The following is a 23,959-nucleotide window of genomic DNA, read 5'->3' on the forward strand; positions in this document are numbered from 1 at the left end:
CCGGCGCTGCAGGAGCGCAAGGACGGCGACCTGCTGATCCCCGTGCAGTACGTGTCGCGCGAAGGCGAAGGCACCGGCAACCAGCCGCGCACGCTGTACGGCCGCGTCGCCCACGGCCGCGTGAAGGCCGGCGACACGGTACAGGTCTTCCCGAGCAACCAGACCGCGATGGTCGCCGAGGTGCGCCTGGCCGGCGACGTCGTCGACGTGGTCGAGGCCGGCCAGTCGGCGGGCGTCGTGCTCGACCGGCAGCTCGACGTCTCGCGCGGCGACTGGATCTCGACGCCGTCGACCATCCACGAGACGCAGCGCTTCAGCGCGACGCTCGCGTGGCTCGACACCGAACCCGCCGTCGTCGGCCGCAAGTACTGGGTGCGCCACGGCAACCGCTGGGTGCAGGCGCGCATCACCGCGATCGAGAGCCGGCTCGACATCCACACGCTGGAGGCGATCGACGCGAACCAGCTCGCCGTCAACGAGATCGGCCATGTGATCGTCGAGACCCAACAGGCGCTGCCGGTGGAGTCGTACCAGTCGAACCGCGTCGGCGGCTCGCTGATCATCGTGGACCCGGCCACCAACCGCACCAGCGGGGCGCTGCTGGTCAAAGAATGTTCGCCGTCCTGAGAGGCTTGCTCGCGCCATGACTCCTTCCACGCATTCCCTTGTCCGGCCACGTCTCGGCAATGCCGACACCCATGCCACTCCCGTGGCACGGGGCGCGACTTGTCTCAACGTGGTGAAGCACCCCAGCCTGGTCTCGGCGGCCGAGCGGCGCGCCCTGCTCCACCAGCAACCGGTGACGGTCTGGTTGACAGGCCTCAGCGGCGCAGGCAAATCCACCTTGGCCTATGCGGTGGAGCGCCGGCTGCATGCCCAAGGGCAGTTGGGATTCGTGCTGGATGGCGACAACATCCGCCACCATCTCAGCAGCGATCTGGGCTTCTCGCCTTCAGATCGGTGCGAGAACATCCGGCGTGTCGCGGAAGTTGCCGCCTTGATGAACGACGCGGGGCTGATCGTGTTCACGGCGCTCATCTCGCCACGGCAGGAAGACAGGGAACAAGCGCGATCCATCATCGGCGATGCGAGGTTCATTGAAGTCCATGTCAGCACGGCGCTGGCCGTCTGCGAAGCGCGGGACCCGAAAGGACTCTACGAAAAGGCTCGAACGGGAGCCATCCCCCAATTCACCGGCGTGTCGGCACCTTACGAGACCCCACAGTCTCCCGCGCTGCGCATCGACACGGACCTGTGCAGCCTCGACCAATCGGCGCAGAAGCTGATGGACTTTCTCGTCAGTCGCGGCTCCCTCGTGTCATGACATCGATCCCATCGTTCGCGTTGGCGGACCGCACGGGCACCCTGCCGGTGGTGGACCTGTTCAATGGCGACGCCGACGGCATCTGCAGCCTGCACCAATTGCGCATGGCCGAGCCGCGCGCAGGGCGCCTCGTCAGTGGCGTCAAGCGCGACATCGACTTGTTTGGGCAGTTGGGCGACACGAACCCTCCCAGCGACATCACCGTGCTGGACGTCTCGTTCGACAGGAACGAAGCCGGCGTGCGTCGCGCACTGCAGGCCGGTGGGCGCGTACGCTACTTCGATCACCATTCGGCACGCAGCCTGTTCCACCACCCGCGGCTGGAAAGCCACATCGACCCTTCCGCCGTGGTCTGCACCTCCTTGCTGGTGGATCGCACCCTGGCCGGCCGCTTTCACGAGTGGGCCATCGTGGGCGCCTTCGGCGACAACTTGCTCGAGGTCGCACGCAGTCTTTGCGCGCAGCGCGGGCTCACCCTGAACCAGACGGCGAGCCTGGAGCAGCTGGGGCAGCTTCTCAATTACAACGCCTACGGCGAGGCCGTGGAAGACCTGCACTTCTCGCCGATCGACCTCTATCGAGTGGTGCACAACTTCGAGAGCCCGTTCGGCTTCATCGCCGATGCCGACGAATATCGTCGCCTGGCCGCTGGCCGCGCCGACGACCAGCATCACCTCGAGGCGCTCGCGCCCTATTGGCGAAGCATCGATGGCGACGTCTATCTGCTGCCGGGCACGGCATGGGCCAGGCGGCTTTCCGGAACGCTGGCGAACCGCCTCTCCTGCGAAGAGCCCCATCGATCATTCGCGGTCCTCACGCGCCGTTCGGACGGTCACTTCCTGGTCAGCGTCCGCTGTCCTGCTCAGCGCAAGTCGGCGCAAGCGTTGTGCTGTCTCTATCCAGGCGGCGGTGGGCGGCATGCAGCCGCCGGCATCGATCGTCTGCCGGTGATCGAACTGGAGCAGTTCATCGCCGACTTTTCAAACCACATCACAGGGAAACCATCATGACCCGTCAGCCCTCCATCTCCACGTCCCATGCGGGTCGCCCCCGCCCGCTTCTGATGGTGCCGTTGCGTCGATGCGGAAGCCACGCGCTGAGACTCAGGCTGAATTTCAGTGAAGGTTTCTACTCGCCTTACCCGCTGCACATCGTCGATTTCATGCCGCTGGTGCCCCTCTATGGCGATCTGGCCGAGGACCGCAACTATTTCCAGCTCGTCGTGGACGTCGTCGGCCTGCAGGCCGCCAGCATGGTGAAGTGGCCCGACGTGGCGTTCGACCCGGGTGAGATCTTCGATGCCGTCAAGGACGAGAAGCGCAGCGTGCACCGCGTGGTGTGGGAGCTGCTCTTGCGCAGCGGCGAGCAGCACCATGCCCGCGTCGTGATGGACAAATCGCTCGACAGCATCCACTACGCCGCCGAGATGATGGAGCTGTTTCCAGACATGCTGTTCCTGAACGTGGTGAGAGACCCGCGCGCCCAGGTGGCCTCGATGAACCGCGCGATCATCCATGACTTCGACAGCACGCTCAATGCGATGACGTGGGTCGCCGCGCATGATGCGGCCCAGCGTCTCGTCCATGCCCATCCGGCCCGCGTACTCACGATCCGATACGAGGATTTCCTCGCTGACCAGGAGCTTGTCCTGCGCGGCATCTGCGACTTCATCGGCCTGGACTTCCTTCCGCAAATGCTCGACGTGGCGGCTTCCACGGAAGCACGGCAGATGTCGAAGTTGTCGGATCTGTGGTCATCCAACTGCTTCGGTCCCATCCCGGCCAACAGGGACAAGTTCAAGAGCCAGCTGAGCGTCGACGAAATCGAGATCATCGAGACGGTGGCGAGAGAGCACATGCGCTCCTACGGCTATGAATTCATGACCGATGCGAACGCGCCAATTCCAGACGACGTGGTTCTCGCCTCTCGCGCGCAGCAATCCGCCCTGGGGCGGGTGCAGGCATGGAGCCAACTCAGCAACGCCAACTACCGCGACTTCGTTCTGCGACGGGTCAGGGCGGACCACCTGGCCTCCGTACGCGAACGCCTGAACCACGCGCACCAATCTCGGCTTCATGTCGCGACCACACCTACCTGAAGTCGTGGCCACCGCAGTCGGGTAAACCCTCGCTGCGATAGCGTGGTCCGAGGTGTATTGTTAACGTTAACAATCGAGAGGGAAACGCGAGAAGCGCCGACCTCGCACAACCTCCGGAAACCAACCATGCGCTTGCTGACCGCTCTGCCCATCGCCTTGGCCCTCGGCGTTGCGTCGATGGCGACGACCGCGCACGCCGAGGCCTGGCCCGACAAGCCCGTCACGCTGCTGGTGCCGTTCCCGCCCGGCGGCTCCAAGGCCGGCGCCACCGGCACCGATGAAGCGGGCGTCAAGAACCTCGCGGTCTACTCGTGGCAGGGCATCGCCGCGCCGAAGGGCCTGCCGGCCGAGGTGCGTGCGAAGGCGCATGCGGCGATCGTCGCGGCGCTGAACGACCCGCAGGTCAGGCAGCAGTTCGTGTCGGTCGGCATGGAGATCGTCGGCAACACGCCGGCGCAGTTCACCGCCTTCCAGCACAAGGAGTTCGCGCGCTGGAAGACCGTCATCGAGACGGGCAAGATCACCGCAGATTGAGTATTCGCCGGCTTCGACAGGCTCAGCCGGACCCTTCGACAGGCTCAGGGCGAACGGAGTCTGTGGCCCACTGACATCCCTTTTCATCCATGCAAACACCCATCATCACCGCGCTGCGCGCGATCCCCGTCGCCGGGCGCGACGACATGCTGCTGAACCTGAGCGGCGCGCACGGCCCGTTCTTCACCCGCAACCTGCTGATCCTGACCGACAGCGCCGGCCGCACCGGCGTCGGCGAGGTGCCCGGCGGCGAGAAGATCCGCCAGACGCTCGAGGACGCCGCGCCGCTCGTCGTCGGCCAGCCGATCGGCAACCACCAGCAGGTGCTGCAGCGCGTGCAGCAGGGCTTCGCCGACCGCGACAGCGGCGGCCGCGGGCTGCAGACCTTCGACCTGCGCACCACCATCCATGCGGTCACCGCGATCGAATCGGCCTTCCTCGACCTGCTCGGCCAGCACCTGGGCGTGCCGGTGGCGGCGCTGCTCGGCGAAGGCCAGCAGCGCGATGCGGTCGAGATGCTCGGCTACCTGTTCTTCGTCGGCGACCGCACGCGCACCGACCTGCCGTATGCCAGTGGTGCGAGCGAGCCCGAGGCCGCCGACGACTGGTTCTGCCTGCGCCACGAGAAGGCGCTGGACGCCGATGCGATCGTGCGCCTGGCCGAGGCCGCGCAGGCACGCTACGGCTTCAACGATTTCAAGCTGAAGGGCGGCGTGCTGCGCGGCGATGAAGAGGTCGAGGTGATCCGCGCGCTGCACGAGCGCTTTCCGACTGCCCGCATCACGCTCGACCCGAACGGCGGCTGGCTGCTGAAGGATGCGATCCGGCTGATGCGCGACATGCGCGGCGTCGTCGCCTATGCCGAGGACCCGTGTGGCGCCGAGGGCGGCTTCTCGGGCCGCGAGGTGATGGCCGAGTTCCGCCGCGCCACCGGCCTGCCGACCGCCACCAACATGATCGCCACCGACTGGCGCCAGCTCAGCCATGCGCTCGCGCTGCAGTCGGTCGACATCCCGCTGGCCGACCCGCACTTCTGGACGATGGCCGGCTCGGTGCGCGTCGCGCAGACCTGCCGCGACTGGGGCCTCACCTGGGGCTCGCATTCGAACAACCACTTCGACGTCTCGCTCGCGATGTTCACGCAGGTCGGCGCTGCGGCCCCCGGCAAGGTCACCGCCATCGACACCCACTGGATCTGGCAGGACGGCCAGCGCCTGACGAAGGAGCCGCTGCGCATCGAGGGGGGCCACGTGCAGGTGCCGAAGAAGCCCGGCCTGGGGGTCGAGCTCGACATGGGCGAGGTCGAGAAGGCCCACCAGCTGTACCGCCAGCACGGCCTGGGCTCGCGCGACGACGCGGTCGCGATGCAGTACCTGGTCCCCGGATGGACCTTCGATCCGAAGCGGCCCGCTTTGGACCGCTGACCTCGATCGTTGAACTTGTCACGAACCATGCGGCCCGAGGCGGCTGCAGGGGCGGGTCCTGCTCAAGTGGCCTGACCAGTGGTCGATAAGCCAGCGTCTCCCCTATCCGACGCACCATGCTCCTCGACAACCTTTCCATCGGCAAGCGCCTCACCGTCGTCCTCGGCCTGATCCTCGGGCTGTCGGTCGCGAGCAGCCTGTATGCGGTGTACACGCTGAACCGCACCAGCGCCGAGATCGACGTGATGATCTCCGACAACGTGAAGACCGAGCGCGCGCTGTCCGACTGGCTGCGCTTCACCACCTCGGGCGTGCAGCGCGCCGCCGCCATCGCCAAGAGCAGCGACCCGAGCCTGATCGAGTACTTTGCCGGTGCCACCGCCGAGTCGATCAAGCTGACCACCGAGCTGCAGAAGCAGATCGAGCCGCAGATGAACATGCCCGACGAGCGCCGCCAGTACGAGAAGGTCAGCGAGCTGCGCAAGGGCTACCTCGCGGCGCGCGAAGAGGTCAGCAAGCTGAAGCTGGCCGGCGATGCCGACGGTGCCAGCCGATCGTTCAGCGAGAGGTTCGAGCCCAAGTCGCGCGAGTACATCGCCGCCGTGCAGGAACTGTGCAATGCGCAGCGCGAGCAGCTCGATGCCAACGGCCGCGCCGCCGAAACGCGCCGCGCCGGCGCGAACACGTTGCTGATGGTGAGTGCGGCGCTGTCGCTGCTGGTGGGCGTGACGCTGGCCGTGATGCTGGCGCGCAGCATCACCGTGCCGCTGCGCCGGGCCGAGGCGATGGCCGATGCGATCGCGAAGATGGACCTGAGCGCCGCACCGCAGCGGGCCTATGCCGGTGACGAGACCGGCCGGCTGCTGCGCTCGATCGACGCGATGCGCGGCGCGCTGACGCGCACGCTGAACGAGGTGCGCGGCGTGGCCGACGGCATCTCGACGGCCAGCACGCAGATCGCGACCGGCAACCAGGACCTGAGTTCGCGCACCGAGCAGACCGCGAGCAGCCTGCAGCAATCGGCCGCGTCGATGGAGCAGCTGACCGCCACCGTGCGCCAGAGCGCGGATTCGGCCTCGCAGGCGTCGCAGCTCGCGTCGTCGGCGGCCCAGGTGGCGCAGCGCGGCGGCGAGGTGGTGTCGCAGGTCGTCTCGACGATGGACGAGATCAACACCAGCTCGAAGAAGATCGCCGACATCATCGGCGTGATCGACGGCATCGCGTTCCAGACCAACATCCTGGCGCTGAATGCCGCGGTGGAAGCGGCGCGGGCCGGCGAGCAGGGCCGCGGCTTCGCGGTGGTGGCGAGCGAGGTGCGCAGCCTGGCGCAGCGCAGCGCCGACGCGGCCCGCGAGATCAAGGGCCTGATCGGCCAGAGCGTCGACCGGGTCGAGGCCGGCAGCCGACTGGTGCAGGACGCCGGCAGCACGATGAGCGAGATCGTCGTCAGCGTGAAGCGTGTGACCGACATGATCAGCGAGATCAGCGCGGCGTCGAACGAGCAGAGCCAGGGCATCGGCCAGGTCAACGTCGCGGTGAACCAGCTCGACCAGATGACGCAGCAGAATGCCGCGCTGGTCGAGGAATCGGCCGCCGCGGCCGAGAGCCTGAAGGACCAGGCGCAGCGGCTGAGCGGGATCATCGGGACGTTCCGGTTGGCGGATCGGGGCATGATTGCGGCGTGAGTCCATGCGGGCTTGGCGGGGCTGTCAACATTTGATAGCGTTGGCCCCATGCCATCCAACGACGCCACAGGAAAACGGTTCGAGAACTCCCCGCGCGAGGAGATCGCTCCAGGCGGCAGCACCGACCAGCGCGAGGTGATCCGCAACGCGCTGCGGGCCGAGATCCGCAAGGGTGCGGACAGCGGAGCCAGTATCCCTGCTGCTCAGGTGTTCGCCGAAGTGCGCGCAGCACTCGCGGCCGGCCGTGCGGCTGTATGACCGCAGGCTATTCCGGTACGCCGCTCTCCAAGAAGCTCGGCTTGAAAGACGGCTGCACGATCGCGCTCCTTGGTGAGCCGTCCGGCTACCGCATGCTGCTGGCGCCGGTGCCGTCCGGTGTTGAGTTCACCAGCCGGGCAACGGATACGACCGACATCGCGCATGTGTTTGTCACTGCGCGTGACGGGTTGTCCGTGCACCTGCAATCACTGCGCAAGACACTGAAGCCCGACGCGGCGCTCTGGATCTCGTGGCCGAAGAAGGCATCAAAGGTACCGACAGACATCACCGAGGACACGATCCGCGAGCTTGCGCTACCGCTCGGGTTCGTCGACATCAAGGTCTGCGCCGTCGATGCGGTGTGGTCGGGGTTGAAGCTGGTCGTGCGCAAGGAGTTGCGTTGAAGGCCGGGCCCGAGGCCTGTCGCACGACTGTGCTTGCGTTCCTCGATCGGCACCTGGCCCGGTGAATGCATCCGCTGCCTGACGCCTGCGCCCCACATCCACAGGCATTTCGACACGCCCCTTACCGGTGCGAACCCGCGGGGGCGGCACGCGGCCCCGCAAGCCGCTAGCATCGCGTTCGTCATGGAATTCAGTCCCGAACTGTTCGCGGCGGTGGTCGCCGCAGTCGCCTTTGCCGCCGGCCTCTGGTTCGTGCGAGCCCGCCGCCGCCAAACCCGCACCCGCGGCGGCAGCGGCCGTGCGCGCGGCCCGGCCAACCTGCGCTTCACCTGCGCCAACTGCACCAAGCAGTTCACGCATTCGCGCCGCACGCTGCTCGCCTACGAGCAAGGCGCGCGGCAATTCTTCTGCAGCGCCTGCCACACGCGCTGGCGCGGCTCGCAATCGGTGATCCAGAACCGCACCCACGGGCCCGGCGAGATGCTGGCCCGCCGCGACGCTCAGCAGGCCAAGCAGACGCAGCTGGCCGAAGCCGCCAAGCGCGTGCAGCCCGGTGCGGCGAACCCCGATGCCAAACGCGGCTGCCTGGGCCTGGCGGCGTTGCTGGTGGCGGCCCCGGCCGTGCTCGGCTGGGCGGCGTTGCACTACTTTTGACGTGCGGCTTGCGAAATCCGCATGACCCCGGCGGAACAGCTGTGACATAGTGGCCCGATCGAGGCCAGCCCTTCGTTCCCCATGTCTCCTGAGCCCCTGATCGCGGTGCGCGATCTCGAATCGAGCCGCCACTGGTACCAATCGGTGCTGGGGCTGCGCAGCAGTGCCGCTGCCGTCGACGACGAAAAACTGCTGAGCGGCGAGCGCGTCGTGATGCGGCTGCGGCCGTGGGACACCCGCCATCATCCGCACCTCGGCCGGCCCGACACCGCGGTGCGCGGCAACGGCATGCTGCTGTGGTTCCGCACCGATGATTTCGACGCCGCCGTGCTGCGCGTGCGCCAGCAGGCCGCCCAGGTGCTCGAAGGGCCCGAGGTCAATCCGAACGTCGGCCAGCGCGAGATCTGGCTGCGCGATCCCGACGGCTACGTCGTCGTGCTGGCCGGGCCTGAAGGCGAGGTGGCCGCATGACGATGCTTCCCGTGCTCGTGCCGATGCGGCTGGCGTGCTACGCCGCGTGGGTCGAGGCCAGCGTGCACGGCTATGCCGAATTGAACGTCGCGTCGGGCCGTTGGCCTCAAGAGGGCGCGATCGCGCGCTCGCGGGCCGAGTTCGAGCGGCTGCTGCCCCAGGGGCTCGCAACGCCCGACCAGCACATCTGCGAGATCTGGTCGGCCGACGGCGCCCAGGCGGTCGGCTCACTGTGGATCGCCTTGCAACGCCATCCCGCCGGCATCGGCGCCTACGTCTTCGACATCAAGGTGCTGCCGGCGCACCGCCGCCAGGGCCATGCGCGGCGGGCCCTCGCCGCGCTGGAGCCGTTCGCCGCGGCGCTCGGTGCCGCCAGCATCGGCCTGCACGTGCACGCCCACAATGCTGGCGCGCGGGCGCTGTACGAATCGCTGGGCTACGGCGTGACCGGCCTCAACATGCAGAAGGCGTTGACCGGCTGATGGCACGCAACATCGAGATCAAGGCCCGGATCGAGGGCATCGAACACATCGAGCCGCGTGTCGCTGCGCTGGCGCAGCACGGCCCGGAGCTGATCGCGCAGGACGACACCTTCTTCCGCTGCGACAACGGCCGGCTGAAGCTGCGCGCGTTCTCCGACACCGAAGGCGAGCTGATCTTCTACCGCCGCGCCGACCAGGCCGGGCCGAAGGAATCGTTCTACGTCCGCTCGTCGACCGCGGAACCGGTGGCGCTGCGCGAGGTGTTGACGCTGTCCCACGGCCAGGCGGGCCGGGTGCGCAAGCAGCGCACGCTGTACCTGGTGGGTCGCACGCGGGTGCACCTCGACCGCGTCGAGGGGCTGGGCGATTTCCTGGAGCTGGAGGTCGTGCTGCATGACGACGAGGCGGCCGAGGCCGGCGTGGCCGAGGCGCATGCGCTGATGGCGCAGCTGCAGGTGGCGGTGGGGCAGCTCGTCGAGCGGGCGTATGTCGACCTGATGCCGGCGCTCATGTTGCGCGCCGCGACGCCCGCCGATGCGCCGCTGCTCTACCGCATCACGCGCGAGACGATGCACGACCACGCCGTCGCGACCTGGGGCGCCTGGGACGAGGCCCGCGTGCAGCGCGAGTCGATCGAAGACAGCGCATCGCCGAACACGCGGGTGGTGGTCGTCGATGGCGAGGACGCCGGGCTGCTGTACGTCGATCGCGAGCCCGCGCATCTGCAGGTGCAGCAGATCTACCTGCGCGCGCCATTCCAGCGCCGCGGGATCGGCCAGCGCCTGATGGGCGAGCTGATCGACGAGGCCCGCCGCGCCCGCGTGCCGCTGCGGCTGCGCGTACTGCGGGTCAACCCGGCGCGGCACTTCTACGAGAAGCTCGGCTTCGCCATCACCGCGAGCGAGCCGGACTTTTTCTACATGCAGCGCTTGCCTTGATGATGAAACTGCTGGGTGTCGTGACGGCGCGGGTTGTGGACGGTCACCTCGCGTAGCCCGGATGCCAATCCGGGATGTGTCGGACAAACCCCGGATTGGCATCCGGGCTACGGGCGCGCCACAGCCTGCTCACCCGCGCCTTTGCCGCGCCAACCGAAGAACACGCATCGGCTTATGCAGGCGCAACCCCGCAGCAGGCGCAACCGATCAAGCCGCCGCATCCGTCGCGTTCTCCTCGGCCGCCTTCGCCACCGGCTTGCGGTACAGCACGCGCGAGGTGTCGGCCTTCACGAAGCAGGTGTAGACCACCTCGGCCAGCCGCTCGGGGGCGTACAGCACGCCCACGCGCGGCGACAGGCTCAGCATCTCGTTCGGCGAGATCACCGGCACCTCCAGGTCCGACAGCATCCGCTTCGGCGTGTAGGCCTCGCCGCCGAAGCGGTTGTACTCGACGCTGGCCGATTTGGTCACGCGCACGATCTTCGTGCCCGACAGCAGGCTCGCCCATTCGGCCGTCTCCGGGTCGCTCGCGCGGTACAGCAGCTTCACCTGGCAGTTCACCAGCACGCCCGATTCGATCGCCTGCACGTTCAGCGTGCGGTCCTCCGGGCTGCGCAGGTCGTGGATCGACTGGTGCAGCAGCACCATGTTCACCTTGAAGCCGGCGATCGTCGCGAGCGCATCGCTCACCTCCTGCGAGATCATGAACTTCAGCTCGTCGATCGCCAGCGTCAGCTGGCGCGTGCGCTCGGGCGCGAGGCGCCGCGCCTCCTGGATCACCTCGGTCACGAAGGCCTGCGTCGCGCGGCGGATCGTCGGGTCGTCCAGCGAGCCGCGCACGTAGATCGTCGCACCCGCCTTCAGCGCCTCGCCGATCTTGTTGCCGCCGCCCTTCTTCGGATTCAGCGACGGCAGCATGCCGAACTCCACCAGGTTGTCGTAGAGCCGGCTCGCGCTCTCCTTCAGCGGCTTGCCGTCGTCGCCGCGCTGTTCGAGCGCCGCGCGCAGCCCGGCGATGCTGGTGCCCGAGCGCGGCATGATGGTGTCGAGGATGGCCCGCTCGCGCGACTTGTAGAAGTCGGAACCGTCGCCGGTGTTGTTGAGCCCGAAGCAGGCGCACAGGCGCGAGCGCCGGTCGCGCGGCGCGCCGCCCTCGAACGGCGCCCAGCGCGTGTCCTCGTTGCCCAGGTCGATGTAGATGAAGCGCTGGCCGGCGCGCTCGCAGGCCTCGGCCATGATGTACGGGATGAAGGCATCGGCCTTCGGGTCGATGTAGACCACCGAATGGCCCTGCTCGATCGCCTGCTCCAGCATCACGCCCAGCACCACACCCTTGCCGAAGCGCGTCGGGCCGACGATCTGCATGTGCGTCGCGCGAAAGGTCTCGCCCGAGAGGAACATCGGCTTGCCGCCGTTGTCGAGCCCGATGAAGACCTGGCCGTCGCGGCGGTGCCGGCGCGGGTCGAAATCGCGCGCCTTCAGCCGGCCCACCTCGTTGCGGATGTCGCTCTGCTTGTGGTCCTCCTGCCGCACCACCAGCCGCTGCACCAGGCGCGACATCTGCGGCGTCAGGTAGCGCGCCGAGGCCACGCGCGCGGTCCAGCCGAGCAGCATGCCGGCCGGCAGCAGCCAGCCCCAGCGCCAGGCCTGGCGCGACACGTAGTCGACGAACCAGACGTGGCCCTGGCCCGGCGCGTTGCCGAGCGCCGCGACGGTGGCGAAGTACATGCCCGGCCAGAAGATCAGCACCAGCGCGACCAGCGCATACACCGCCACGCGGCGCAGCGCGATCTTCAGCACCTCCCAGATGCCGTACTCCGCCTCCTTGGCCGGCGGCACGCGCCACGGCAGCACGTTGATCAGCGCGAGCGTCGTCAGCGCCAGCGCCGTGCACACCCACCACCACGGCGTGGACCAGCGCATCGCCGCGATCACCGCCTGCGAGACCGTGCCGTTCAATGCATCCTGCAGTCCGTTCATGCGTCGTCGTCCCGGGTGTAGAGCATGCGGCGCATCGACGGGGTCTTGACCTGCTCGTGCCGGCCTTCGCGGTGGTTCCAGCGCCACAGCAGGTGGAACTCGCCTTCGTCCAGCTCGGCCACCTCGACGATGCGCCGGCCGTGGTGCGGTGTCTTCTGCGCGTGGATGATCACGTCGAGGTTGTTGCGCACCTGGCGCTGCACGTGCTCGTACGGAATGGCCGAGAAGCCGGCCGCCGCCAGGTTGGTCAGCCGGTCGATGGTGTCGAGCGCGCTGTTGGCATGGATGGTCGACAGGATGCCGGAGTGGCCGGTGTTGGCGGCCGTCAGCAGCGCCTCGGCGGCGGCGCCGTCGCGCACCTCGCCGACGATCAGCCGCTGCGGCTCCATGCGCAGCGCGTTCTTCACCAGCCGGCTCATCGTCAGCGGCTCCACGTCTTTCGCGAAGCGGTGCGGCGCTTCGAGCGCCACCCAGTGCCGGCTGTCGATCTGCAGCTCGGCGGTGTCCTCGATGCTGATGATGCGGTCCTCCGGCGGGATGAAGTTCGACACCGCGTTCAGCAGCGTCGTCTTGCCGCTGCCGGTGCCGCCCGAGACCAGCACGTTGAAGCGGTTCAGCATCGCGAGCCGCAGGTAGCGGAACATCTCGCGGTTGAACGAGCCGCTGGCCAGCAGCGCCTCGGCGGTGAAGCGCAGCTTCGGGAACAGCCGCACCGTCATGTTGCTGCCGGTCACGCCGGTCGGCGCGAGCACCGCGTTGATGCGCGAGCCGTCGTCGAGCCGCGCGTCGAGCAGCGGGCGCTCGGTCGGGTGCACCTCCTGGCCGAGCGCGTTGGCGATCTGCTCGATCGCGGTGACGAAGTGGAACTCGTTGCTCCAGCGCGCGTCGACCGGCTCGAACTCGCCGTGCCGCATGATGTAGACGCTGTCGAAGCGGTTCACGAAGATGCCGGTCACGCCCTCGAGCCGGAAGTACGGCTCGATCGGGCTCAGGTAGTGCCGCACCAGCTCCCACTGGAGCTTGACGGCGCTCTGCGCCTGCGGGCTTTGCGGGTCGTTGGCGGACATGTCAGCGCAGGCGCGACAGCTCTCGCTGCAGCGCATCGACGTTGTCGGCATGGCGGGCGGCGGCCTGGCGCGCCTGGGTCTGGGCCTCGGCATCGCCGGCGGGGGCCGCCTTGACGATCTCGCGGGCGCGGGCCAGCAGCTGCTGCTCGGTGCGCAGTTCGGCGTCGATGATCGCGCGGCGGTCGGTGTCGCGCTCGCGCTGCAGCGCCACCGGGATGCGGCGGTCGGCGGAGATTGATGGCGTGCGCGCCGGCGTGGCGGCTTGCAGCGGCTTCACCGGCGCATCCAGCGCGGAGGTGCGCGTCGCGAGCGGCGTGCAGTCGCGCTGGCGCGCCTCGGCATCGCCGACCAGGTTGGTGACGATGCTGCGGCCGGGCTCCTGTTGCGACGGACAGCGGTACAGCGCGGCGTGAGCCGGCAGCCACGCGATGAGCAGGCACGATGAAAGCAATGCGCCCTTCATGATGGAGACCTCCAGGTGGCCACGCCCTGCAGCACCAGCACCAGCACGGCCAGCGGAATGAACGTGCGCTGCAACGGCCAGCGCCGCGTGCGCCGCGCGCGATCGCGCCGGCAGGCCGGGGCGACCGCCAGCGCCAGCAGCGCGGCGTGCGCGAACGCGGTGGTCGGCACCGCGGCGCCGCGCCCGGCCAGTGCGAGCGCCAGGCACCACACGGCCAGCAGCGCGTTCAGCGCGAGCGCATAGGCCAGCGCGCCGCGCTGCGGACTGACCTCGAACAGCCCGGGGTCGAGGATCTGCGTCACGCGGTACAGCGCCAGCACCGACGGCAGCGCCATCAGCCACGCGAGCCAGGCCGGCGCGAGCACGCTGGTGACGATCAGCGGCGCGCAGGCGGTGATGTAGGGCAGCAGCGACCAGCGCAGCCGCGCCTGCGCATAGTCGCCGTCGGCCAGGCGCAGCAGCAGCTCGCGCAGGTGCAACCCCGCTCGCCCTGAGCCTGTCGAAGGGTCGGGCTGAGCCTGTCGAAGCCCTGGTTCCATGTGCACAGGCCCTTCGACAAGCTCAGGGCGAACGGAGGTGGGTGCCGTCATTTCAGCGCATCGATTGCGGTGCCACCGCCGGCGCGAACTCGTCGATCGGCGCCCACGCACGCAGGAACAGCTCGTCGTCGAGGAACACGTTCATCGGCGTGCCCGGCTTCACGACGATCGTCGGCACCAGGTTCAGGTAGCGCGACGCGACGCGCCGCCCCACGTCGGCCAGCCCGGCCGCGATCTCGGCGCCGGCATCGCGCCCGGCCAGCACGCTGACCGCGAGGTTGGTGTCGTTGCTGGTCGAGCGCGCCGCGCGCGTCGCGGCCAGCCCGCCGATCACGCCGTAGGCCGCGACGCCGCCGAGCGTCGCGAGGAAATGCCGGTTCACGTCGCCCTCCAGCGCCGCGACGCCGGCCCCATCGAGCATCGCGCTGCGCGACAGGTCGATGCGCGCGCCATTGGGCAGCACCAGCCACTGCGCGATCAGCGCCATGCGCTCGTTGATCGCCTCGTTGACCGGCTTCGGCCGCGCCGAGCTGCCGAGCACCCGCGTGCCCTTCGGGATCAGGATCACGTCCTGGTTCAGGTCATAGATGTCGCGGGCGATCAGCGCGCGCCAGCGGCCTTCCCAGTCGGAGTTGACCTCGATGTCGAGCACCGCCGCCATCACCGTGCCGACCGGCACCAGGTACTCGCCCTCGCGCTGCGCATCGCCCTTCTCGCGGCGCGCGGTGGCCGTCTGGCCGACGATCGCGCCCGAGGCCTGCGCGCCGGCGAGGTCGCGCACGTAGCGCGCCGCGTCGTCGCCACTGCCGGTACCGCCACGCACGCGGTCGATCGCCTGGCGCAGCCGCGTCAGGGTCGACTGCGATTGCGGCGTCTGTGCCTCCGCGCCCACCGCCGCGGCCGCCACGCTGCCGGCGGCCGCCGTGCCAGTGGCCGGCACGCCGCCGCTGCCGGTCGTCGACCCCGTGCGGCGCGGCGTGTCCTTCGGCTCGCGGGGATCGCGCGGCGCACGCGGGTTCGACACCAGCATCTCCTGCGAGCTCACTGCGGCGAGCGAGCGCTTCAGGTCCTCCATGCGCGCGGTCTCGCGCAGGTCCTGCTCGGGCGAGCGCGGGGCGGCGGCCGATGGCGGCGGCGCCTCGCGCTGCGCCTCGGCGCGGGCGCGTTCCAGCGCGAGCTTCTTCTGCCGCTCGGTCTCCAGCCGCGCCGCCTCGACGCGCTGCTTGGCCTCGAAGTCGACGAACGGATCCTGCGGCGGCGGCTTGCCGGTATCGGCCACCGGGGCGATCGGCTTCGGCGGGCTGCGCAGCGAATCGACCAGCAGGCCGCCGACGATCAGGCCGCCGAGCACCGCGCCGACGATCACCACGCGCTTGCCGTGCTGCGAGACCTGCTCGTCGCCGCCCGGCGGCTGGGTCGGCGGCAGGCTGTCGGCGAAGGACTGCGCGGCGGCGCCGGCCGGCGGGTTGTGAGGGGTGTGCGATGTGGGCTGGCTCATCTCAGGACTCCCGTTCACCCTTGCGGGTGATGCTCAGCGTCTGCTTGCCCGAGTACAGCGTGAACTTCGGGAACAGGCCGCTGATCTGGTAGGTGCGCGTCGGCTCGTCGTACGCGTAGTCGAGCAGCACCGCCTTGCCGTCGAGCTCGGCCATGATCGACGCGATGCCCTGCGCGCCTTCCTTCATGCGCACGTAGGTGAAGCGGCCGTCGTCGTACACCGACTCGATCTCGCCGGCGGTCCAGCGCGAGAACAGCCCGGTCTCCCAGCCATAGTTGCTGTTGAGCTTCTTGCGGTAGGCCTTCATCGAATCGCGCGCCTGGCGCTCCAGCCCGGCGTTGCGCTCGCGCAGCGCGGTCACTTCCTGCCGCGAGTCCTGCGCATACGAGCCGTCGCTGCGCTGGTCGCCGGCGCGCGCCCAGGCGCCGCGCGAGATCAGCCCCGGGTCGGCCTGGATGTAGACGCAGTGCGAGATCTCCAGGTTCTCGGGCACGCGCGTGACGAGGAACTCGTAGGCGTTGCCGCTCTGGCCGATCGCCGAGATCGTGGTCGAGCGGCCCTCGCTCGAGCGGCTGGTCGGCTTGATGAAGATGCGGCTGTTGATCCAGTCGAGCGCCCACAGCTCCTTGTCGCCCATGATCACGTCGATGCCGGCCTCGGGCAGCGCGACGTGGATCTGCTTGAAGGGCTGGGCCTGCAGCCGGATGATGTCGCCGCGCTGCCAGTTGATCGTGCGGCAGCTCAGCGCCGGCTCGCCGGGGCGCGCCTGGTTGGCGGCGCGCGCCTGGATGCGCAGGGTGGCCGCGGCCACGCGGCGTGCGGGCGCCACCGGCGGCGCCGAGGCGGCCGGGCTTGCAGGCGACACCGCATTGCGCGGCGCATCGCCCGGGCCGTCGAACGGCGTGGATTGCGCGAACGCCGGGCCGGCCACGACCGCGAGGGCGGCCAGCGTCAGGCGGGCGCTGTTGAGCAGAGGGGTGTTCATCGTGGCGCGTTGCTCCATGGGGAATGTCATTGCGGGCCTCAGCCGGTCTGCGCGACCTTGTCGTCGCGCGGCACCGGCGTCGGGTCTTCCTTCAGGTCGAGCGAGAGGATCTCCAGCCCGAGCGGGTTGGCGATCAGCGAGCCCTTGTTCGCGGCGATCTCGTCCTTGCCCTTGATGCGCCAGCCCATCTGCACGATGGCGTTGCGCCGGTCGACGACCGTGCCGTCGGGCTTGCGTTCGGTGAAGGTCGTGAAGACCAGCGTCTCGTACAGCGTCGTGCGGCCCTGCTCGGGGATCACCGACGGGATCTGCGTGCGGTGCTGCACCACGCGCACGCGCACGTCGCGTTCGAGGCAGCGCGCCTTGCAATCGGTGAGCTCGGCGGCCACGCGCGCCGCGTGGTAGTCGTCGGCGCCGAGGAACTGCGCGACCAGCTTGGGCGACAGGAAGAAGCCGACGAAGCGGTAGTCGCCGGTGATGGTCGCGGCATTCTTGCGGTAGCGCTTCTCGACGAACTCGCTGATCTTCGATTCGAGCGTGGTCTGGAAGAACTCGACCGGGCGCGCCTGGTCGGCGAACTCCACCGTGTACGCGCCCGACGGATCGAGCTTGACCCAGGCCACGCGCACGTTCGACGCGAAGCGCTGGTCGGCGGTGTACCAGCCGATGGCCGAGAACAGCGTGATGCCCGACAGCAGCAGGAACGCGACGAACCAGCGCGCGCGGTCGGCCGATGCGGCGGCCAGCAGGTCGAAGCGCGATTGCGCGCGCAGCTTCGTGATCACCGAGTCGGGGATCAGGCCCTGCTCGGTGTCGAAGGCGGGCCGCGGCCCACCGGCGCGCACGCTGTCCTTGGGCGGTCGGGGCTTCTTGAGCAGGGGTGTCATGGTGGTGTGTCTCGCGGCGGTCGTGCCCTGACCAGCGCAACACCGATGCCAGCTTGGGCAGCACGTCTTCACGTTGCGCGAAATCTCAATCGCGCCAAGCAGTTAGACGGTCTTGCTGCAGCGCTGAAGGCCGCGGCCACGGCGCCGCGACTGTGCGCGATGCCGCAAGGTGCGCGGTGGTGCAGGCGGCATTCCGCACGGACCCGCAACGCGGCGTTCGAGGCACCCTACGAGTTCTCGTAGCTTGCGCGCCGCCCGCAAATCACTACGCTGGACCCCATCATGAAAGTCGCATTGCTTCACTTGTTCGGCAGCACCCGCGCACAACTCGCGGCCCATTTGCGTGACGGTGGCCTCGACGTGCACGCGGTGTCCAACGCGGAGGACCTGCTGACGCTGATCGCGTCGGGCGCGGCCGGCGTGGTGGTCACCGACCTACGCCTGCCCGGCGTGCACGAAGGCATGGAGCTGCTGTCGCAGTGCCATGCGATGGACCCGCAGCTCACCGTGATCGCATTGAGCGACCAGGAAGACACCGCCACCGCGGTCGAGGCGGTGCACCGCGGTGCGCGCGACGTGCTCGCCCCTGACAGGCTGCCGCGCCTGGCCACCGCGTGCCGGCAGGCGATCCGCTCGCGCGAACTCACGCTGCAGACGCGCGCGGCCGAGTCGCTGCACGACGGCGAGCTGGCGCCGGTACGAAGAGGCATCGTGCCGATCCACGAGGTGCTGCGCGGCAACCACCCGGCGGTGGGCAAGCTGCGCCAGGCGCTGCTGCGGCTCTCGCGCGTCGACACCGACGTGCTGGTGAAGGCCGAGACCGGGTGCGGCAAGGAGGTGGTCGCGCGCTGCCTGCACGACTACGGGCCGCGCGCCGACAAGCGCTTCGTCGCGATCAACTGCGGCGCGATCCCCGAGAACATCTTCGAGAGCGAGCTGTTCGGCCACGAGGCGGGTGCCTTCACCGGTGCGACCAAGCGTCGCATCGGCAAGCTCGAGTACGCGGCCGGCGGCACGGTGTTCCTCGACGAGATCGAGAGCATGCCGATGGCGATGCAGGTGAAGCTGCTGCGGGCGCTGCAGCAGCGCACGATCGAGCGCGTCGGCGGCAACGAGCCGATCCGGCTGAGCTGCCGCGTGGTCGCCGCGACCAAGGACGACCTGCTGGAGCTGTCGCGTGCCGGGCGCTTCCGCATCGACCTGTACTACCGGATCAACGTGATCGAGCTGTCGCTTCCGCCGCTGCGCGAGCGGCGCGACGACATCCCGCTGCTCGCGCATGCGTTCGCGCTGGAGGCGGCAGAACACCACGGGCTGAGCGATGCCGACCTCGACATCGAGTTCGTCTGCCGGTTGATGGTGCGCGACTGGCCGGGCAATGTGCGCGAACTGCGCAATGCGGTGGAGCGGCATGTGCTGGGCATGCCCGAGCTGGCGGGGGGCGACGACGCGCCGCAGCAGTCGCTGCCGCAGCTGGTGGCGTCGTTCGAGCGCACGGTGATCGAGCAGTGCTTGCGCATGTGCGGCGGCTCGGTGACGCGGGCCTGCGAGATTCTCCATGTGCCGCGCAAGACGCTGTACGACAAGCTGACGCGCTTCAGCGTGGACCCGCAGGATTACCGCGGTGACGGGCCGGCGGCGTCGGGGTTCATGCCGATGACGCAGAGCGATTTCGCTGCCGTATAGGCCCGAGTCTGGCGTCGAGCGGGCCGAGCGCCGGGCCGCCCCAAGCCGGCCCGCGTCCCCTCGGGGGACCGACCGGCGTACTCGCCGGGCGAGGGGTCGTCATGTCGCCAACGCAACGTCCCTCGTCACCCCCGCGCTCTCCAGCGCCTCGCGCAGCGTCTGCAGCGCCGACACCTGCAGCTGCCGGATCCGCTCGCGCGTCACCCCGCGTTCGCTGCTGAGCTGCTGCAGCGTGCATTCATCGCCGCCGTCGAGCCCGAAGCGCGCGACGATGATGTCGCGCTGGCGTTCCGGCAACTGCGCCACCTGCGCGCGCAGCAGCTCGGCCAGGCGCGGTGCGTCGCGCTGCTCGGCCACCTCGTCGGCCACGTCGCGTTCGCTGAAGCCGGCGTCCGACAGCTGCTGCTCGACGTCCTCGTCGTCCATCGGCACCGGCGTGACCGGCACCGCGTCGTGCGACATCTGCAGCCGCAGCGGCGGCCGCACGATCGGCACCTGCATCGCGAGCGCCGTCTGCAGATGGTGGCGGATCCAGAAGCCCGCATAGGTCGAGAAGCGCAGCCCGCGCGCGCTCTCGAACTTCTGCAGCGCGACCAGCATGCCGACATTGCCTTCCTCGATCAGGTCCAGCAGCTCCAGCCCGCGGTTCGAGAAGCCACGTGCCATCGAGATCACGAAGCCGAGGTGGTGGCAGATCAGCGCGTCGCGCGCGTCGTCGTCGCCGCGGTCGATGCCGGCCAGCAGCTCCGACTCGTGCTGCGGCAGCAGCCGCGCGAAGCGGCGCACTTCGCGCATGTAGAGCGTCATCAGCGTCGGCAGCGCCGCATCGCGGCGCGCCGACGGCTCGGATGGCTCAGCGCGCGGTGGCGGGCTTGCGCTCATCGGTGCTGGTGAGCGCGTCGGCACCCAGGTCGCGCTCGACGATGCGCGGGTTCGAGGTGGAGCGGCCGCCGTGCGGCGGCGTCGCGGCGCAGGCCGCCAGCAGCCAGGGCAGCAGCAGCACCAGGCATCGGGTGGTGGTGAGTCTCATCGCATCTCCTTCGCGTCATCGGGCAGGCGTTCCACCGCGACCAGCCGGTTCACGTGATCGACGACCAGCCGGTTGTCCTCGCCGATCAGCAGCAGCAGCGCCTGCTCGATGCTCATCACGCCGGCATGCGCGGCGATCGCCGGGATGCGACGCTGCAGCACCGCGGCGCTGTCGACCGGGTCGACGGTGCGGTAGGTGATGCGGTACTGCACCGGCTCCAGCAGCGACTTGATCGCATCGCCGACGGTGCCGCTGCGCGGGTCGAACTCGACCAGCGTGCCGACCTTCAGGCGATAGGCGCTGCCGGGGGGGGCTCCGGCAGCGAGCACCGGCTGCGGCAGCATCGCGAGCAGCAGCAGCGCGCACACCAGGCCGACCACGCACCAGCGCAGCAGCGCGGTGAGTTGCGGCGAGCGCGCGAGCGGGTGAAAGCGCAGGGGAAGTTTCATCGTCACTCCTTGCAGTGGCGCCTGTCATGCGCAATGGCCGTGCCATCGCTCTGCATGCCGAGCGCCCGGGCAAAGCGGTGCAGCGTTGTGCGGCACGCCGCGCTCGGTGCCGTCACGCGTGCGCCGTGCCGCACATCGATCGGCGCTTGCGTCACGGCTCGACGGGGGCTTCGACGTTGCGCTGCAACTGCGCGACCGCATGCCGCGTCACCGCATCGGCGAGGCCCTCGGTCTCGAGCGCGCGGGCCAGCATCGCGCCGATCACCACCGAGAGATCGGGGCGCATCTGCAGCTGCTTCTGCACCTGCACGCGGACCTTCAAGGTGGCCTGGAAGAGTTCTTCGGGAACGGGGACCCAGCGCATCGCGTCGCGCCGCGCGGCAGGGGTGGAGGAGGGTGGCGTGGATGTCATGTGGGTGTTCCTCGCGGTGGTGGACCGGTTTTCCGGTGCAAGCCCCGGGCCGGCCTTGACAAGCGCGCGGGCCGCCCTAGAACCAGCAGGCGATTCCGCACGCGTCAATATGCGGAGGTGACCGCACCTCAGCGGGATCTGCGCATCCGGAAGCTCCGGATGCCTGACATGGAGGAGGTGGCAGTCTTGAGCGGACTGCGGGAGTACGCCAGACCGATGTTCTGGTTCGTCCTGTATTGCCTGGGCGTCCAGTGCGTGCAGTCGTCCAGCCGGGCGATCGCGGTGCTGGGGTTGGCGACGGCCGCGACGGTGCTGTCCGTTCGCTTCCAGGGCGTTTTCCTGGGAGCGTGGGTGACGGCAGTCGTCCAGGCCGTCCGCGACCGGTCACTCGACGTGTTCCGTCCGCGCTACCTGTTCAACCGGGTGGGGCAGGCGATCACGCAGACCGGCCAGACCGTCTGCATCCTGTTCGCATCGATGCAGATGTCGGGGCAGTTGCAGTCGGCCATCTCGATGGCCGTGGTTCCGGTATGGACGCTGCTGGTCGGCGGGGTGCTGTCCCTGCTCGGCAAGCGGCCGCGGATCGACGGCGCGGCGTGGATCGCACCCGCGATGTACGCCGTGTCCGCCAACATGTTCGCGATTCAGGCGCCGAAGACCGAAGGGTCGGTGGCGCTCGGCTTCGCGTTCATGCTGGGTAGCGGGCTGTGCACGACGCTGCTTCACTACCTGACCGAGGACGTGGCCAGGAAGGATGAGCTGCGCAACAAGCTGCGCGACCTGAAACTGCGCATCGTGACCACTGCGAACGATGCGCCGGTTCGGGAAAGCAAGATCACCACGACGCTGTGGCAGAACGGACCGGCAGCTTTGCTGACCGTGCCGTTGTGGTTCATCGCGGTGCCGGGCTTGTCTCTGGATCGGGCAACCGTTCCGGCGACCTGGCTCGGTGTCACGCTCGTCGTGAGCGTGGCGGTGTTCTCGCTCGGGCAGCAGTTGGCGACGCAACTCGCCTACATCTCGAGCGAGGGGACCGATCTGAGCGTCGCGCGGCTGAATACGCTGCGCGGCGTGCAGGTGATCTTCGCTGCCATCCTGGACGTCGTGCTGTTCCAGGTGCTGCCGGGACGGATCCAGTGGAGCGCGCTCGCGCTCGTTCCGCTGACGATCGCGGTCGGCTGGCTTCTCACCACCAGCAAGAAGGCCGAAGACGGTTCGACGGGTTCTGCCACGTCGGCCTGACACGGATGCGATGCGGTCGCGCAGGGTGGATGATTTCTGCCCTGCGCGCCGCATCGTGATGAACGGAAGCGTCGGTTCGATCCAGCAGCTTTGCTGCTTGATCAACCGGCGCTTCTTCCTTTTCCGGACGCTCATTTGAACGTGCGCCCTTGACAGCGTCGGTGCCTGCCCTACACCCAGCGGGCGAACCCCGTCTGGGGTGAGCATGGTTGGAGCGACGGCCGCCCTCTGGGTGGTTGCCGCTTCACGGACGAGAAGAGGCAAGATGAAGGGTGCACGAGCACTGCTCAACGGGTATCTGGGACAGGGGTTCCAGAGCGACAACCCGGAGCGCTTGACCGGTGGCGGTACGCAGTACCTCGCCATCTCCACGCCTGGCGACAGGCTCCAGCTCGACCCGAGCGTGCAGATCCTGCACGCGGAGGCGGACGCTCACCTTCGGCGCTGCGGCCTGAATCCGACGACCGAGGTCGTCTGGGATCAGCGTGCGGTTCCGCTGCTTCCGGGCGAGTCGTACGTGCCTTGCATGTTCGACCACGCCCACGCGCCGCAAGGCGCGATGGACCAGGAATGGGCCAGGAAGTGGCAGCAGGTGATCAAGCTCGCGTCGATGAAGTCGGAGTTCCCCGGCGTCATGGAGGAATGGGGATTTTCGGGACTCACCCCGAAGTCCCTGGTCTCCCGGCCCGGCAACGAAGTCATCATCCCGCTGGACATGGAACCGGTGTGGATCAAGCGCGTCTTCGAGACCAGCGGCGGAGTCAACGTCGAGGGTCCCCTGGAAGACGCCGACCTGGATGCCGCCGTCCGTCGCTTCCGGCGACGTGGCGAGGCGTTCCAGGTGCAGGAACACATTCCCGGGGACGACTACTCGAACCAGTACTTCGTCGAATGGGACGGAACGCTGCGCTTCCTGGGGTCGACCAAGCAGGTGGTGATCGGCGGTCACCACGCGGGCAACGAGTCGTCGAAGGACGACTGGGGTCCGCTGACGCACGCGATCGCTCGGAAGCTGGCGGCTCTCGGGCTGCGCGGCTTCTTCGGGATCGACTTCCGCGTCGACGGTCTGATGGGACTTGTCACGGAGTTCAACCTCCGCGTCAACGGCTCGTCGGTGCCGGAATACCTGCGGTGGCTCTTCGGTTTGAAGAGCGTCTTCCTCATCAGGGAGACGCCCGTCAATCCGAAGCTGCAGTTCTCGCAGGTGTTCGACCGGTTGCAGGATGCCGGGCTCGAATTCGACCCGATCACAGGTGGGGCCATGGTCTACCTGTTCGGTTGGTTCCTGACCGGCCACACCTTGGGGATCGCCATCTACGGTGATGATCCCCGACCGCGGTACGACGAAGTGAGCAGGCTCCTGCTCGCCTCGTAACTCCGCGGTTCACCACGCTCCATCACGTCCGCACCAAGACCGGGGGACAGTGCTTCTGCACTGTCTCCCGGTTT

At 68.8% G+C, this 23,959-nt stretch carries 25 protein-coding genes and 3 pseudogenes; 17 read left to right on the forward strand and 11 right to left on the reverse strand.

The genetic code is table 11. The annotated features are described in order from the left end of the window. The 14 genes and pseudogenes from BUE42_RS29340 to BUE42_RS34005 all read left to right on the forward strand — a co-directional run. Positions 1 to 627, forward strand: a pseudogene (locus BUE42_RS29340) (sulfate adenylyltransferase); the annotation flags it as partial. 16 nt (positions 628 to 643) lie between these two features. Then, positions 644 to 1,324 carry an adenylyl-sulfate kinase gene (gene cysC / locus BUE42_RS29345; RefSeq protein ID WP_083614736.1) on the forward strand — a complete coding sequence of 227 codons (681 nt, stop codon included), beginning with the start codon at positions 644 to 646 and terminating at the stop codon, positions 1,322 to 1,324. Continuing rightward, positions 1,321 to 2,334 carry a hypothetical protein gene (locus BUE42_RS29350; protein ID WP_073468831.1) on the forward strand — a complete coding sequence of 338 codons (1,014 nt, stop codon included), beginning with the start codon at positions 1,321 to 1,323 and terminating at the stop codon, positions 2,332 to 2,334. The genes cysC and BUE42_RS29350 overlap by 4 nt, the downstream gene beginning before the upstream one ends. Then, positions 2,331 to 3,422: a sulfotransferase family protein gene (locus BUE42_RS29355; protein WP_073468832.1), complete on the forward strand. Its 1,092-nt coding sequence runs from the start codon at positions 2,331 to 2,333 to the stop codon at positions 3,420 to 3,422. The genes BUE42_RS29350 and BUE42_RS29355 overlap by 4 nt, the downstream gene beginning before the upstream one ends. A 279-nt stretch (positions 3,423 to 3,701) precedes the next feature. Then, a pseudogene (locus BUE42_RS29360) lies at positions 3,702 to 3,956 on the forward strand (tripartite tricarboxylate transporter substrate-binding protein); the annotation flags it as partial. Positions 3,957 to 4,045: 89 nt separating this feature from the next. Continuing rightward, positions 4,046 to 5,380: a glucarate dehydratase gene (gene gudD / locus BUE42_RS29365; protein WP_073468833.1), complete on the forward strand. Its 1,335-nt coding sequence runs from the start codon at positions 4,046 to 4,048 to the stop codon at positions 5,378 to 5,380. A gap of 116 nt (positions 5,381 to 5,496) precedes the next feature. Further along, positions 5,497 to 7,065, forward strand: coding sequence for a methyl-accepting chemotaxis protein (locus BUE42_RS29370; RefSeq protein ID WP_073468834.1), 1,569 nt, complete (start codon positions 5,497 to 5,499; stop codon positions 7,063 to 7,065). Between the two features lie 48 nt (positions 7,066 to 7,113). After that, positions 7,114 to 7,323 carry a hypothetical protein gene (locus BUE42_RS32765; protein WP_143171835.1) on the forward strand — a complete coding sequence of 70 codons (210 nt, stop codon included), beginning with the start codon at positions 7,114 to 7,116 and terminating at the stop codon, positions 7,321 to 7,323. Next, the gene (locus tag BUE42_RS29375; RefSeq protein WP_073468835.1) at positions 7,320 to 7,727 is read left to right on the forward strand and encodes a DUF3052 family protein; all 408 of its coding nucleotides are present in this window, start codon (positions 7,320 to 7,322) and stop codon (positions 7,725 to 7,727) included. The genes BUE42_RS32765 and BUE42_RS29375 overlap by 4 nt, the downstream gene beginning before the upstream one ends. Positions 7,728 to 7,910: 183 nt before the next feature. Further along, entirely contained in the window at positions 7,911 to 8,381 is a 471-nt protein-coding gene (locus BUE42_RS29380) for a zinc finger domain-containing protein (protein ID WP_073468836.1), read from the forward strand. 81 nt (positions 8,382 to 8,462) lie between these two features. After that, a complete protein-coding gene (locus BUE42_RS29385; RefSeq protein ID WP_073468837.1) occupies positions 8,463 to 8,852 on the forward strand; it encodes a VOC family protein in 390 nt (129 codons plus the stop codon). Beyond that, on the forward strand, positions 8,849 to 9,334 hold the full coding sequence (locus BUE42_RS29390) for a GNAT family N-acetyltransferase (protein ID WP_083614738.1): 486 nt from the start codon (positions 8,849 to 8,851) through the stop codon (positions 9,332 to 9,334). The genes BUE42_RS29385 and BUE42_RS29390 overlap by 4 nt, the downstream gene beginning before the upstream one ends. Continuing rightward, positions 9,334 to 9,840 (forward strand): annotated as a pseudogene (locus tag BUE42_RS34000) (class IV adenylate cyclase); the annotation flags it as partial. The gene BUE42_RS29390 and the pseudogene BUE42_RS34000, both read left to right, overlap by 1 nt. 63 nt (positions 9,841 to 9,903) lie before the next feature. Beyond that, positions 9,904 to 10,272 (forward strand): GNAT family N-acetyltransferase, encoded by a 369-nt coding sequence (locus tag BUE42_RS34005; RefSeq protein WP_235002697.1) that lies wholly within the window; start codon positions 9,904 to 9,906, stop codon positions 10,270 to 10,272. Between the two features lie 207 nt (positions 10,273 to 10,479). On the opposite strand, the gene BUE42_RS29405 is transcribed toward BUE42_RS34005, so the two are convergent. From BUE42_RS29405 to BUE42_RS29435, 7 genes are all read right to left on the reverse strand, one after another. Continuing rightward, complete coding sequence (locus BUE42_RS29405) at positions 10,480 to 12,252, reverse strand: type IV secretory system conjugative DNA transfer family protein (protein WP_073468838.1); 1,773 nt, start codon at positions 12,250 to 12,252, stop codon at positions 10,480 to 10,482. Beyond that, positions 12,249 to 13,319, reverse strand: coding sequence for a CpaF family protein (locus BUE42_RS29410; RefSeq protein ID WP_073468839.1), 1,071 nt, complete (start codon positions 13,317 to 13,319; stop codon positions 12,249 to 12,251). Before BUE42_RS29410 ends, BUE42_RS29405 begins: the two co-directional genes overlap by 4 nt. 1 nt (position 13,320) lies before the next feature. Next, the gene (locus BUE42_RS29415) at positions 13,321 to 13,782 is read right to left on the reverse strand and encodes a hypothetical protein (protein WP_143171836.1); all 462 of its coding nucleotides are present in this window, start codon (positions 13,780 to 13,782) and stop codon (positions 13,321 to 13,323) included. Further along, a complete protein-coding gene (locus BUE42_RS29420) occupies positions 13,779 to 14,261 on the reverse strand; it encodes a hypothetical protein (protein WP_073468841.1) in 483 nt (160 codons plus the stop codon). Before BUE42_RS29420 ends, BUE42_RS29415 begins: the two co-directional genes overlap by 4 nt. 112 nt (positions 14,262 to 14,373) lie before the next feature. Then, on the reverse strand, positions 14,374 to 15,819 hold the full coding sequence (locus tag BUE42_RS29425) for a TraB/TrbI/VirB10 family type IV secretion system protein (protein ID WP_073468842.1): 1,446 nt from the start codon (positions 15,817 to 15,819) through the stop codon (positions 14,374 to 14,376). Position 15,820: 1 nt separating this feature from the next. Continuing rightward, positions 15,821 to 16,834 (reverse strand): TrbG/VirB9 family P-type conjugative transfer protein, encoded by a 1,014-nt coding sequence (locus tag BUE42_RS29430; RefSeq protein ID WP_083614744.1) that lies wholly within the window; start codon positions 16,832 to 16,834, stop codon positions 15,821 to 15,823. 8 nt (positions 16,835 to 16,842) lie between these two features. Beyond that, positions 16,843 to 17,691, reverse strand: a complete 849-nt coding sequence (locus BUE42_RS29435; protein ID WP_073468844.1) for a VirB8/TrbF family protein — start codon at positions 17,689 to 17,691, stop codon at positions 16,843 to 16,845. Between the two features lie 282 nt (positions 17,692 to 17,973). Here BUE42_RS29435 and BUE42_RS29440 point away from each other — a divergent pair, with 282 nt between their 5' ends. Continuing rightward, positions 17,974 to 19,377: a sigma-54-dependent transcriptional regulator gene (locus tag BUE42_RS29440; RefSeq protein WP_083614746.1), complete on the forward strand. Its 1,404-nt coding sequence runs from the start codon at positions 17,974 to 17,976 to the stop codon at positions 19,375 to 19,377. Positions 19,378 to 19,476: 99 nt separating this feature from the next. On the opposite strand, the gene BUE42_RS29445 is transcribed toward BUE42_RS29440, so the two are convergent. The 4 genes from BUE42_RS29445 to BUE42_RS29455 form a co-directional block, all read right to left on the reverse strand. After that, positions 19,477 to 20,259 carry a sigma-70 family RNA polymerase sigma factor gene (locus tag BUE42_RS29445; protein WP_073468846.1) on the reverse strand — a complete coding sequence of 261 codons (783 nt, stop codon included), beginning with the start codon at positions 20,257 to 20,259 and terminating at the stop codon, positions 19,477 to 19,479. Then, on the reverse strand, positions 20,231 to 20,407 hold the full coding sequence (locus tag BUE42_RS33225; RefSeq protein WP_159445519.1) for a hypothetical protein: 177 nt from the start codon (positions 20,405 to 20,407) through the stop codon (positions 20,231 to 20,233). Before BUE42_RS33225 ends, BUE42_RS29445 begins: the two co-directional genes overlap by 29 nt. Next, a complete protein-coding gene (locus tag BUE42_RS29450) occupies positions 20,404 to 20,856 on the reverse strand; it encodes a hypothetical protein (protein ID WP_073468847.1) in 453 nt (150 codons plus the stop codon). The genes BUE42_RS33225 and BUE42_RS29450 overlap by 4 nt, the downstream gene beginning before the upstream one ends. Positions 20,857 to 21,007: 151 nt before the next feature. Further along, the gene (locus BUE42_RS29455; protein WP_143171838.1) at positions 21,008 to 21,268 is read right to left on the reverse strand and encodes a hypothetical protein; all 261 of its coding nucleotides are present in this window, start codon (positions 21,266 to 21,268) and stop codon (positions 21,008 to 21,010) included. Positions 21,269 to 21,427: 159 nt separating this feature from the next. On the opposite strand from BUE42_RS29455, the gene BUE42_RS29460 reads away from it, so the two are divergent. Together BUE42_RS29460 and BUE42_RS29465 are read left to right on the forward strand one after the other, a co-directional pair. Continuing rightward, entirely contained in the window at positions 21,428 to 22,510 is a 1,083-nt protein-coding gene (locus BUE42_RS29460; protein WP_143171839.1) for a hypothetical protein, read from the forward strand. A gap of 265 nt (positions 22,511 to 22,775) precedes the next feature. After that, the gene (locus BUE42_RS29465) at positions 22,776 to 23,885 is read left to right on the forward strand and encodes an ATP-grasp domain-containing protein (RefSeq protein ID WP_073468850.1); all 1,110 of its coding nucleotides are present in this window, start codon (positions 22,776 to 22,778) and stop codon (positions 23,883 to 23,885) included. The last annotated feature ends 74 nt before the right edge of the window (positions 23,886 to 23,959 follow it).

This window comes from Rhizobacter sp. OV335 (assembly GCF_900142965.1).
Taxonomy (GTDB): Bacteria; Pseudomonadota; Gammaproteobacteria; order Burkholderiales; family Burkholderiaceae_C; genus Rhizobacter.